Origin of the sequence: Lutibacter sp. (genome assembly GCF_046055765.1) — a bacterium.
Taxonomy (GTDB): domain Bacteria; phylum Bacteroidota; class Bacteroidia; order Flavobacteriales; family Flavobacteriaceae; genus Lutibacter.
Genome location: NZ_JASFZF010000076.1, coordinates 1 through 12,979 on the forward strand (window position 1 = coordinate 1; position 12,979 = coordinate 12,979).

13 protein-coding genes are annotated in these 12,979 nt (G+C 28.9%); 5 read left to right on the forward strand and 8 right to left on the reverse strand.

The genetic code is table 11. The annotated features are described in order from the left end of the window. Together QM495_RS07800 and QM495_RS07805 are read right to left on the reverse strand one after the other, a co-directional pair. On the reverse strand, positions 1-306 hold a 306-nt coding region (locus QM495_RS07800), incomplete at its 3' end, for an AIM24 family protein (protein ID WP_408671546.1). Positions 307-321: 15 nt separating this feature from the next. Further along, positions 322-783 carry a thioesterase gene (locus QM495_RS07805; RefSeq protein WP_408671547.1) on the reverse strand — a complete coding sequence of 154 codons (462 nt, stop codon included), beginning with the start codon at positions 781-783 and terminating at the stop codon, positions 322-324. A gap of 157 nt (positions 784-940) precedes the next feature. Here QM495_RS07805 and QM495_RS07810 point away from each other — a divergent pair, with 157 nt between their 5' ends. From QM495_RS07810 to QM495_RS07830, 5 genes are all read left to right on the forward strand, one after another. Then, on the forward strand, positions 941-1,312 hold the full coding sequence (locus tag QM495_RS07810; protein WP_408671548.1) for a DUF4870 domain-containing protein: 372 nt from the start codon (positions 941-943) through the stop codon (positions 1,310-1,312). Positions 1,313-1,344: 32 nt separating this feature from the next. After that, positions 1,345-1,686, forward strand: coding sequence for a PadR family transcriptional regulator (locus QM495_RS07815; RefSeq protein ID WP_408671549.1), 342 nt, complete (start codon positions 1,345-1,347; stop codon positions 1,684-1,686). Further along, positions 1,683-3,419, forward strand: a complete 1,737-nt coding sequence (locus QM495_RS07820) for a PspC domain-containing protein (protein ID WP_408671550.1) — start codon at positions 1,683-1,685, stop codon at positions 3,417-3,419. Before QM495_RS07815 ends, QM495_RS07820 begins: the two co-directional genes overlap by 4 nt. Before the next feature lie 93 nt (positions 3,420-3,512). Further along, on the forward strand, positions 3,513-4,235 hold the full coding sequence (locus QM495_RS07825) for a head GIN domain-containing protein (protein ID WP_408671551.1): 723 nt from the start codon (positions 3,513-3,515) through the stop codon (positions 4,233-4,235). A gap of 185 nt (positions 4,236-4,420) precedes the next feature. After that, positions 4,421-6,217 (forward strand): hypothetical protein, encoded by a 1,797-nt coding sequence (locus QM495_RS07830; protein ID WP_408671552.1) that lies wholly within the window; start codon positions 4,421-4,423, stop codon positions 6,215-6,217. A gap of 51 nt (positions 6,218-6,268) precedes the next feature. On the opposite strand, the gene QM495_RS07835 is transcribed toward QM495_RS07830, so the two are convergent. From QM495_RS07835 to eno, 6 genes are all read right to left on the reverse strand, one after another. Beyond that, complete coding sequence (locus tag QM495_RS07835; protein WP_408671553.1) at positions 6,269-6,685, reverse strand: RrF2 family transcriptional regulator; 417 nt, start codon at positions 6,683-6,685, stop codon at positions 6,269-6,271. A gap of 11 nt (positions 6,686-6,696) precedes the next feature. After that, the gene (gene ctlX / locus QM495_RS07840; RefSeq protein WP_408671554.1) at positions 6,697-7,638 is read right to left on the reverse strand and encodes a citrulline utilization hydrolase CtlX; all 942 of its coding nucleotides are present in this window, start codon (positions 7,636-7,638) and stop codon (positions 6,697-6,699) included. Positions 7,639-7,641: 3 nt separating this feature from the next. Beyond that, positions 7,642-8,556: a dimethylarginine dimethylaminohydrolase family protein gene (locus QM495_RS07845; protein ID WP_408671555.1), complete on the reverse strand. Its 915-nt coding sequence runs from the start codon at positions 8,554-8,556 to the stop codon at positions 7,642-7,644. A 78-nt stretch (positions 8,557-8,634) separates the two neighbouring features. Next, positions 8,635-9,921: a citrate synthase gene (locus tag QM495_RS07850; protein WP_408671556.1), complete on the reverse strand. Its 1,287-nt coding sequence runs from the start codon at positions 9,919-9,921 to the stop codon at positions 8,635-8,637. Positions 9,922-10,104: 183 nt separating this feature from the next. After that, positions 10,105-11,433: a citrate (Si)-synthase gene (locus QM495_RS07855; RefSeq protein WP_408671557.1), complete on the reverse strand. Its 1,329-nt coding sequence runs from the start codon at positions 11,431-11,433 to the stop codon at positions 10,105-10,107. Between the two features lie 251 nt (positions 11,434-11,684). After that, entirely contained in the window at positions 11,685-12,971 is a 1,287-nt protein-coding gene (gene eno, locus QM495_RS07860) for a phosphopyruvate hydratase (protein WP_408671558.1), read from the reverse strand. Positions 12,972-12,979: the final 8 nt, after the last annotated feature.

The window sequence follows — 12,979 nt, forward strand, 5'->3', positions numbered from 1 at the left end:
TGGGAAAATTTGACCTGGATATGGAGCAGCAAAAGAAACACTTTTTTTTCCAATACTTGAATTTGAAAAAACTGTCATAAATAAGCTTTCACCTGTTAATAACCGTTTCCCTGCAGAAAATAGTTTTCCTAAAATACCTTCATCTTGGTTAGAACCATCTCCAAAAATTGTTTCCATTTGTATCCCATCATTCATCATCATAAAACTTCCAGATTCTGCAACAACTCCTTCTTGTGGATCTAATTCAATCTCAACATATTGCATTTCTTCTCCGTGAATTTTATAATCGATCTCGTGTGCATTCATAGTTCTAAATTTTTATTATTTTTTTGATTTTAATTTTAAACTCCATTCAAATTCATAAGCTGATACTTGTTCACCATTTTCATTCACTCCAACAGATTTCATAATAATTGTTTGTCCGTCTCCTGTTGCAATGGTTCTTTTTAATGCTTCATCAATTAAATTACCATCATTACAAGTGAATTTTATTAGACCTATCGCTTTTTTTGTAAATGTTCCATTGTGGTTTGTAACTAACATTGAAATTTGTTTACCACTTTCTTTAATTTTTTTTATAACAATTGCACCTGTTGTAAGTTCGGCAGCCATTGATTGTACTGCAAAATACATGGAGTTAAATGGGTTTTGATTTATCCACTTATGCTTCACTTTTACAACCGCTTTTTCAGTATCAAGCTCAATTAGTTTCACCCCACATAAAAATGCTGATGGTAATTTAAACATTAAAAACTTGTTCATTTTTTTTACAGTAACCTCCATATAAAGTTCTAATTATTTTGAGTTCAAGTTAATTAAAAATTATGAGCGTAAAAAAATGTTTTTTTGTTAAAAAAATGTTAAATAATAGTACTATGTCTTGCATACTACTATCTTTTATATATATATTTGCATAAGAAATTACTATATACTATTAATTATGATAACACAAAACGATAAAAATTATAGTTCAATTACACATTTAAGTGGTTTTGCTGGATGGTTTTTCCCTTTTGGAAACATCATTGCTCCACTTGTACTTTGGACTGCTAAAAAAAATGAAAGTTCTTATATCGATACTCATGGAAAATCAGCTGTAAATTTCCAACTTAGTTTAATACTATACGGATTCTTATTAGCATTATTAATAATACCAATTGCTATATTTACCTTAGGCCTAGGAATTTTAGCAATTGTAATAGGAATAATTCCTGCAATTTTATTAAAGATTGCACTAATTATTTTAGCAAGTATTAAAGCAAACAGTGGTGAGTATTATACGTATCCATTTACAATAGAATTTATCAAATAGCAATATGCTTTTTAACTCTTAAATCTCAACTTATGAAGATAGAAAACACAAAAGCTCAAATGCGAAAAGGAGTTTTAGAATACTGCATACTTTCCATTTTACAGCATGGTGATGCTTATACTTCTGAAATTTTATCGCACTTAAAAGATGCAAAATTATTAGTTGTTGAAGGAACCGTTTATCCTTTATTAACTAGATTAAAAAATGCTGGTTTACTCAGCTATCGCTGGGAAGAATCAACATCTGGACCGCCAAGAAAATATTATGCCTTAACAGAAACAGGAAAATTATTTTTAAAAGAATTAAACGGTACTTGGAGTGATCTTGTAGAAGCAGTAAACTTAGTAACTACCAAAAAATCAACAAAAAAATGAATAAGACAATAAACATAAATTTAGGAGGCATTTTCTTTCATATTGATGAAGTAGCTTATCAAAAGTTAAAATTTTATTTAGATGCCATTAAACGATCTTTAAGTGATGATCCACAAGGAAGAGATGAAATATTAAATGATATTGAACATAGAATTGGCGAATTACTTTCTGAAAGAGTAAAAGACGAACGTCAGGTTGTAAACGAAAACAACATTGATGAAATCACTAAAATTATGGGGAAACCCGAAGATTATTTAATTGATGAAGAAATATTTGAAGACGAACCAACATACAGATCAAGAAGCAATTCAAAAAAATTATTTAGAGATAGTGAAGATAAATTTTTAGGTGGTGTTTGCTCTGGTTTAGCACATTATGTTGGAATGGATACTATTTGGATGCGAATTATTTGGTTAGTATTACTCTTTGGGTTTGGTATTGGATTTCTAATTTATCCCATATTATGGATATTAATTCCTGTTGCTGAAACTACTGCTGAAAAATTGCAAATGAAAGGTGAGCCTGTAAATATTAGTAATATTGAAAAAAAAATTAGAGAAGAATTTGAAGGTGTAACATCACGTGTAAAAGAAGGTGTAAACGATGTAACTAATAAAGTAAAAAGCTCTGAATTTAAAAATAAAACAAAATCAGGTATTCAAGAACTTGTTGATACACTTGGAAAAATAATTTTAGCAATCCTTAACATATTTGGTAAGTTTATTGGTGCAATTTTAATATTTACAGCAACTGTTACTCTCATAGCGTTAATAATTGGTGCTTTTTCATTAGGAGGAATTGAAATATTGGGCTTTGGTGAAGAATTTGTACACTATCCACCATTCTTTTTTGATTCAATATTACCGCATTGGTTATTAATTATTTTTGGTTTCATTGCTGTTAGTATTCCTTTTGTAATATTATTTATGCTAGGTCTAAAAATATTATCTAACAATGTTAAATCATTTAGTACTACAACAAAACTTTCTTTATTAGGTATTTGGATTATATCACTTTTCGGATTAGGAATTGCAGGAGCAAATTTGGCTACTAGAACTGCTTATGATGGTGTCCAGAATCAAACTGAAGAATTATCACTTATAGCCACAGATACTTTAAAAGTAAAAATGGTTGGGAATGATAATTTATCAAACAAAAAAGAACTTAGAAGAAGATATAATTCCGAAACAGTATATGATAATGATATACAAAAATTGTACTCAACTAGAATTAATGTAGATATAAAATTTACAGATAAAGTAAATGCTTTTATTAAAATCAGAAAAGAATCGGAAGGGAAAAACCGTTTAAATGCCAATAACGACGCAGAAGCTCTTGAATATCAATTTAATTTAAATGATAAAAATTTAGAATTAAATGGCTATTTCTTATCTGGCTTTAAAAATAAATTTAAAAATCAATTGATTGATATAACTATTTATTTACCCATTAATTCATTCATATATTTAGATAATTCTACACGTACATTTTTAAAAGGTGTTGAAAATATTCATGAAATTTATGATAGAGATATGCCAAAGCACCTATATAAAATGACTGAAAATGGGTTAGAATGTTTAGATTGTGATTCTAGCATTTTTGGTAATTCATATAAAAGAGGAAATGAGCATTTCAACTTAAATATTGACAGAAATGGAGTTAAAATAAAAGTGAAAGATCGTGATGGAAGTGCTGAAATTAAATTGGATAAAAACGGTTTAATTATTCATTAATTACAATTCAAACAAATTATTCAACAGTTCATACACTTAAAATTCGTATAAAACCAATTTAAAAATACATTTGAACAACCAAAAATATTTATTATGAAAATTCTAACAAAAATAACTGCAATCCTAGTCATCTTAATTACAACATCTTCATGTTTTATGGAAGGTATTACAGGTATTAGAGGCAATGGGAATGTAGTTTCAGAAGATAGAAATATAAATTCTGACTTTGATGCTATAAAAGTACAACAAGGTATTAATCTATATTTAACACAAGGAAGCGTAACAGATTTAAATGTAGAAGCTGATGAAAACATCATAGATCTATTGATAACTGAAGTAAAAAATGGTGAGTTGAAAATATACTTTGATAAAAATGTTTATAAAGCAAAAGAACGTAATGTATATTTAACCGCAACTAAAATTTCTAAAATAAGTGCTTCTAGTGGCGCTTCTGTAAAGTCTGAAAATACACTACAAGTTAGCTCTTTAGACCTTAGTTCAAGTAGTGGAAGTTCTATAAAAATTCATGTAAATGCTTCTGAAGTTACTAGTGAATCTTCAAGTGGTTCAACTATAAATATTTTCGGAAAAACAGCAACATTCTCCGCAGAAGCAAGTAGCGGTAGCTCAATTGACGCGGACAAATTAGAAGCAATAGATGTGTATGCAAAAGCTAGTAGTGGAGCTAATATAGATGTAAATGTAACAGGTAATTTAACAGCAAAAGCAAGTAGTGGTGGAGATATTGATTTTGAAGGAAATCCAACACATGTTAATAAAAAAACTTCCTCTGGAGGTAGTGTATCAAGAAGCTAATTCCAATTTATATATTTAAATTGTTAAGCCAGTTCACACTTGTTGAACTGGCTTTTTTTTACACCATACTCTTAATATTATCATAAATTATTTTTAATTATGATAATAATCACGAATATTGAAAACAAGTTACCTATTTTTGCGTTATTGTAAAACTGTGATAACAATTAATTAAAAAATATAATATGCAAAAAAAAAACAATCCTCATTCATTTCATATTCCTGTTATGGGGCTTGCTTTTACAATAGATAGTCCTATTAAAGTTGCAAAATATGGTATTTCATCCGTTATTTCAATTGTAGATGACATTTTAATTGAAAGAATGAATGAATATTATTCAACAAAATTTAAAATTCCTTTTAATGCAATTTCAACAAAAGTTGAAGATTATAGAGCAAAAAGAATTACATCATACCTTAATACGGTTGATACTATTGTAAAACATACGTTCGAAAACCTAAAAAAAGGTTTTGAAGAAAAAAGTAGTGATTTTGAAAAATATATGGAAATGCTTCCTGATTTTTCAGATTTAAAACAAAGTTTTGCTAAAACAATTCAACATAATACCCTTAAGGAAAATATATCGAATTGGATACATAGCAACTTAAAAACAGGTAATATTGACGTAAATATTATGACAAAGCTTAATAAGCCTAATTATAGTAAAAACGAGTTATTACCTTCAGAATATAATGATGCACACGCTGCACTTAGAGGATTTGCAAACAGCAATTTAGAATCTTCAGTTGTACTTTCAGCAGGTATGAATCCGAGATTATATAGTTATTTTGAAAATTTTAATGACTTTTTCCCTGATGAAAACAACTTCTTAAAAAAGAAAATTATTTTAAAAGTAAGCGATTACAGATCTGCTTTAATTCAAGGGAAATTTTTAGCGAAAAAGGGTTTATGGGTTTCAGAATATAGAATAGAATCTGGTTTAAACTGTGGTGGTCATGCATTTGCTTCAGATGGTTATTTAATGGGACCTATTTTAGAAGAATTTAAACTAAATAAAGAATCTTTAATAATTGAAGTAAATAATATTCTTGTTAATGCCTTAAAAAGTAAAGGAAAACATGTTCCTAGTGCTAGTTTAAATTTAGATATTACAGTTCAAGGTGGTGTAGGAACTTCAGAAGAACATGAATTTTTAATAGATAATTACAATGTAAATTCAGTGGGATGGGGAACACCTTTTTTATTAGTTCCTGAAGCTTCAACTGTTGATTCTAAAACAATAGAAACATTGAAACTTGCTAAAGAGAAAGATTTATATTTAAGCAATATTTCTCCTTTAGGAGTTCCTTTTAATAGTTTAAGAGGAAATTCTAATGAAATTTTTAAAAATAAACGAATAGCTAACAATAAAGCTGGTAGTTCTTGTCCTAAGAAATTTTTAGCTTCTAATAAAGAGTATTCTGAAAGAGTTATTTGTACTGCTTCAAAAAAGTATCAAACAATAAAGTTAAATGAATTAAAAAATGAAAATTTAACTTCAAGTGAATATTCAAAAAAGGCAACTCAAATTACCGATAAAGCATGTTTATGCGAAGGATTATCAAATGCGGCTTTAATTGATTATAAGCTAGAACGAAAAGGAGAAGAGCAAGGAGTTGCAGTTTGTCCTGGTCCAAATATGGCCTATTTCTCTAAAGAACTTTCTTTAAAAGAAATGGTAAGCCATATTTATGGAAAAGCTAATGTTATTGTTTCTGAAAATCGCCCACATATGTTTATCAAAGAATTATCAATGTATGTTGATTATTTTTCTAACAAAGTAGAAGAATTAAAAGATTCGTTAACAAACAAAAATGAAAAATATTTAACAACATTTAAGCATAATTTAAATGATGGTATTGAATATTACCATAGTTTATTTTCTGATTTCGAAATAAATAAAGAGAACTTATTAATGGATTTAGAACATTTAAAAAATAGATTATTTAATGTGCAAATTCCTATTTTGGTAAAAGTATAGTATAAAAAAAGCCTTTCAATTGAAAGGCTTTTTTTATGTATTTCTGTTAACTTATTCTCCGTAATTAAAATTTGCAAGGGTTTTATTCTCCAAAATTTTTAAGGTACTATCTCTAACTTCTGCCATTAAAATACTTAAACTACACTGCTCTTCATCAATACAATCATCACATTTCTCATAATAATTTAAACTTACACAAGGCAACATCGCAATTGGACCTTCAAGGACTCTCATAATTGTAGAAATTTTTATGCTACTTGGTTCTTTAAGCAAAAAATATCCGCCACCCTTCCCTTTTTTAGAAGAAAGTATACCACTCTTTTTTAATGTTAACAATATACTTTCTAAATATTTTTGTGATATATTTTCGGATTTTGAAATATCAGCAATTAAAACAGGTGAGTTCTTCTCTTGTTTTACTAAATAGCTAAGTGCTTTAAGTCCATATTTTGTTTTTTTAGAGAGCATTTAAAATTAAATTAATCGTTTTTATTTGGTAAAAAAACTTCTGCCATCATACAACGAGCGCTTCCTCCTCCACAAGCTTCAATAGTATCTAAAGAACTAGATAAGATTTTACCATGTTTTTTAAGCTGATTTAATTGTTGTTTTGTTAAGCATTCATGTGCTGATTTTGACATAATTATATAACGTTCATCATCCTTACCAATAACTTGTAACATGTTTCCTGCAAAATTATTTACTTGATCTTCAGAAATATTTATAACTTCTTTACCATCTTCTTTTAAATGTTTTAATACATTTTTACGTTCCTTTTTATCATCAATACTATCTAAACATATTACTGAAAATTTTTCACCTAAACACATAATCACATTTGTATGATAAATTGGGAGTCGCTTATTATTCACAGTTTGGTACGATACAAATGGAACCGGTGTGTATTCAAAATCTTCACAAAATTCAATAAATAAATCTTCATCGGCTCTAGGAGATAATGCACAATATGCTTTTTTATTAACTCTATCTAACAGTAAACTTCCGGTACCTTCTAAAAATAATTCTTCAGCTTCAGCAGAAGTATAATCTACAATATTTTCAATTACAAAACCTAAGGTTTCTAAAGTTTTAAATACATCCTCTCTTCTTTCTAATCTTCTATTTTCAGCAAACATTGGATACAATCCTACATCTCCATTTTCATGAAAAGAAATCCAATTGTTTGGAAAAATTGAATCTGGCGTATCAAACTCTTTTGTATCATCAATAACTATAACTTGAACTCCTATTTCGCGTAATTTACTCACATATTCATCAAACTCTTGTAAAGCTTTAAATTGAATTGTTTTAGGAGTTAAACTATCTAATACTTTTTGATAATAATTGTTTACAGCAGTTTGTTCATTTGTACGAAATGAAACTGGGCGAATCATTAAAATAGTAGTTGTAATTTGTTTCATAAATTAATCTCTAATTAGTGGCATGGTAGAACATCTTAATAAACCTTCTTGTTTAGCAATTTCAGCATAAGGTATTTCTTCAACTGTAAACCCTTCTTTTCTCAACCAATTATTTAATCTTGTAAAGTTTTGTTCTGAAACAACAACTTTTGTTGAAATTGAAAATACATTTGAAAACATTTGGTACATTTCATCTTTAGTAATATGAAATAAATTATCCATACCAAACAAATTTACCAAATAATTATAATCATTTACATCTCTAAAGCCTTCTTTATGAATAATTGCTTTATTTTTTCCTACAGGCTGAAAACAACAATCTAAATGTAGTGCATTTTCTCTTGCATTGGTATTTGATTTAACCAAATCTAATTCTTTAACAATTTTAGTTGGAAACAAGTCTTTAATAAAATTTACACCTTTCATATTAGTACGCGCAGTAATAAAATTACTGTAATCATCACCTTTGTAAGTACCTATAAAAATATGATTATTCCATAGCATTATATCCCCTCCTTCAAAATGAGTATCACTAGAAGTCTCAATTATTTTACTTGAGTTAATTTCATCTAAAATATACTGAGTTGCTTCAATTTCTTTTTCTCTATCTGGTAAAATGTTAGATTTAATTAACTTATCTTCAATAACAAATGCAATATCTCTAGAAAATATTTGATTATAATTTTCTATTACTTTGGGTCTAAAAACTTTTACATTATACTTTTTAAAAACTTTATTGAAAGCTTCCATTTCAAGAGTCATATCCTTCTCTAGTGGATAAGTTCCTGCTTTAATGTGCTCGATTGATTTTGGATCATAAGCTTCTTCTAGTTTTGGTGTTGATCCATTACAAGTTGCAGTTCCTAAAACCACCGCTCTAAGACGACCAGTTTCATCTTGAACATTTAGTTTAATCATATAGTTACTATTTTAATGTAAAAGTAAAAAAACCCCATAACTTAATATGAGGTTTTTTTAGTTAATTTGAGTTTTTATTTAGCGTTCTTCAAATGATTTGAATGGTCGTAAAGTTTCTCCCACATATAACTGACGTGGGCGACCAATAGGTTCTCCATTTTCTCTCATTTCTTTCCATTGTGCAATCCAACCTGGTAAACGACCTATGGCAAACATAACCGTAAACATTTCAACTGGAATACCTAAAGCTCTATAAATTATTCCTGAATAAAAATCTACATTAGGATATAGTTTACGCTCAGCAAAATATTCATCTTTTAAAGCAACTTCCTCCAAATGTTTTGCAATATCTAAAATTGGATCATTTAAGTTTAAATCCTCAAATAATTCATCAGCTGCATTTTTAATAATTCGTGCTCTTGGATCAAAGTTTTTATAAACTCTATGACCAAATCCCATTAAACGGAATGGATCATTTTTATCCTTTGCTTTATTTATATATTTTTCAACATCACCTCCATCGTTTCGAATATTTTCCAACATTTCTAATACTGCTTGGTTTGCACCTCCGTGTAATGGTCCCCAAAGTGCAGAAACTCCAGCTGAAATTGAAGCAAATAAACCAGCTCCTGATGAACCAACAATTCTTACTGTTGAAGTAGAACAGTTTTGCTCATGATCTTCATGTAATATTAACAACTCATCTAATGCTTTAACTGCAATAGGATTAATTTTATATTCTTCTGTAGGAATTCTAAACATTAATTGACTAATGTTTGAAATATAATCTAATGAATTATCAGCATAATTTAATGGTAAACCATGGTTTCTTCTGTGTGCCCAAGCCGCCAATACAGGAAATTTTCCAAGTATTTTTACAATAGCACTATACATCTCTTCTTTTGAATTTACATTTACACTACCAGGATTAAAAGACGTTAAGGCACTCGTAAAGGCTGACAACATTCCCATAGGATGGGCTGATTTTGGGAAACCTTCAACAATATCTTTCATTTCTTCATTTAATAAAGAATGGCTCTTAATGTCAGTTTCAAATTTTTTGAATTCTTCTTTAGTTGGTAATTCACCAAATATTACTAAATATGCAACTTCTAAAAAACTAGCTTTTTTTGTTAACTCTTCTATTGCATAACCTCTGTGACGTAAAATTCCTTTTTCTCCATCTAAAAATGTAATTTTACTTGTACAAGAACCTGTGTTTTTAAATCCTGAATCTAAAGTAATTACACCTCCTGTACTTGGTCTTAATGTTTTAATATCTATGGCAATTTCATTTTCAGTTCCTTTAAAAACTGGAAACTCATATTTTTTACCACCTACTTCTAAAATTGCTTTCTCTGACATTGTTTTACGTATATTTTATTAATTTACTATTATTTTTGCGTAACGAATTTAATGAATTTTTAGCTATTTTAAAAAAATAGTTATTAATGATTTGTTAAATATTTAGTATATGCTTAAATACAAAAAAGTCGAGATTTCTCTCGACTTTTTCAATAAATATAGCATAGTTTTATGCTAATAATATTAATCAGATTCAACCATTTCATCTTTAATTCCAACCATTTTTTCAAGCATCTCTGTAGTAATAGATTTTGGTCTCTCAAGAGAATATCCTAAAGCTCTATCCCAAATTATATTAGATAATACTCCAAAAGATCTTCCAATTGAGAATAATACCGTATAAAAATCATATTCAGTAACACCATAATGCCATTGAACAACACCCGATTGTGCATCAACATTTGGCCAAGGGTTTTTAGCCTTACCTTGTTCAACTAAAATATCTGGTACTACTTTATAAAGTGCATCTACATATTTAAATATTTTATCATCTGGTAAGTTTTTTAAACAAAATTCTCTCTGTACTGTATAACGCGGATCTGTTTTACGTAAAACTGCATGACCATAACCAGGAATTACTTGTCCTTTGTTTAATGTATCCCAAACATATTTTTTCATCTCTTCTTCTGTTGGAATTTTACCTCCCATTTGATCCATTAATCCTTGAAGCCAACGTAATACTTCTTGATTTGCTAAACCATGCAAAGGTCCTGCTAAACCATTAATCATTGCAGAAGTTGCATAATAAACATCGGATAATGAACTGGCAACTAAATGTCCTGTATGTGCACTAACATTACCACTTTCATGATCCGCATGAATAATAAAATACATACGAGATACATCATCATAAGGCTTATCTTTTCCCATCATATAAGCAAAATTTGCACCTAAATCTAATGTAGGATCTGGATATCTGTGACCTTTTTCTGGATGGTATAATTTATTATAAATATATGCTCCAATCAGTGGCATTTTAGCTAAAAGGTTTGTTGAGTCTTCATAAGTAGAATCCCAATAATCCATTTTACTCATTCCTTTTTTATATTTTATATTAAAATGAGATTCTCTTTCTAAACTCATAACTGCAGCCGAAAGAATTGCCATTGGATGGCTATTACTAGGAAATGCATCTATAACATCCCAAACATAATGAGGAATCACACGGCGATTATTAAAATCAACCAATAGCTCTTCAATTTCTTTTTGAGTAGGAATATCACCTGTTAATAATAAATGATATAAACCTTCAACATAAGGCATTTCTGCTCCTTCTGGTTTAGGTAATTTTTCTAATACTTCAGGAAGTGTAAATCCTCTATATCTAATTCCTTCAAATGGATCTAAATAAGAAATATCTGTAACTAAACCTTTAATACCCCTCATTCCACCAATAGCCTGAGCTACAGTTACTTGATCAATAACATCACTTCCATGTTCTTTCAATAATTTGGTAGTTCTTAAACGATGTGATTGAATTTTTTTGTACAATTTATCTTTTAAAATGCTCATAATATTTAACCTTTTTTAATTATTCCCATAAATTTACGACTGAAAGCAATATTAAAACATGATATTTATCATATTACTATTCAGATGTAACAATTATCACCTTGAAAAACAAGCACTTATAATTATACTTAAAATTTAGATTTAAACTAAAATTGGACTAAAAAATAAAAACCAGTAAAGGTTATTTCACTGGTTTTTAAAATATTATATAAAGAAATCAATATTCTAATTGATAAATTATAGCTAAATAATTAGATTTTAAATGCTTTATTTTGAGGAAAATAAGCAACACTACCTAACTCTTCTTCAATTCTTAATAGTTGATTATATTTTGCTATACGATCTGTTCTTGAAGCTGATCCTGTTTTAATTTGACCACAATTAAAAGCTACTGCTAAATCCGCAATTGTAGTATCTTCTGTTTCTCCAGAACGGTGTGAAATAACACTAGTATAACCCGCATTGTGCGCCATATTTACAGCTGCCATTGTTTCAGTCAAAGTCCCAATTTGATTCAATTTAATTAAAATTGAATTTGCAGATTTTTCATTAATTCCTCTTTCAAGTCTTTCAACATTAGTAACAAATAAATCATCTCCAACAATTTGAACTTTATCACCAATTGCTTCAGTTAGTAATTTCCATCCTTCCCAATCGTCTTCAGCCATACCATCTTCAATAGAAATAATTGGATATTTACTTGATAGTTCTTTCAAATATGCAACTTGTTCTTTAGATGAACGGATTTTTCCATTTTCACCTTCGAATTTACGATAATCGTATTTTCCATCAATATAAAATTCGGAAGATGCTGGATCAAGAGCTATTTTAACTTCTTCTCCTGCTTTATAACCAGCCAAATTTATCGCTTTTATAACTGTTTCAAGTGCATCTTCAATTCCATCAAAATTTGGTGCAAAACCACCTTCATCCCCAACTGCAGTACTTAAACCTCTTTCTTTTAAAACATTTTTAAGGTTATGAAAAATTTCAGAACCCATTTTAATGGCTTGCGTAAAGTTTTTTGCCATTACTGGCATAATCATAAATTCTTGAAATGCAATAGGAGCATCTGAATGAGAGCCACCATTGATAATATTCATCATTGGTACTGGTAAAGTATTTGCGCTCACACCACCAACATAACGATATAAAGGTAATTCCAATTCATTTGCCGCAGCTTTTGCAACAGCCAATGAAACACCTAAAATTGCATTAGCTCCTAACTTAGATTTGTTTTTTGTTCCATCTAATTGAATCATTGCATTATCAACAAGATTTTGTTCAAAAACAGAATACCCTATAATTTCTTCTGCAATAATATCATTTACATTTTTTACAGCGTTTAGTACGCCTTTCCCCATATAATCACTTCCACCATCGCGTAATTCTACAGCTTCATGTTCACCAGTAGATGCTCCAGAAGGAACAGCTGCTCTCCCTAGAGCTCCATTTTCAGTAACTACATCAACTTCTACAGTTGGATTTCCTCTTGAATCAAAAATTTGACGTGCATGAACACTTAATATCATACTCATATCTATAT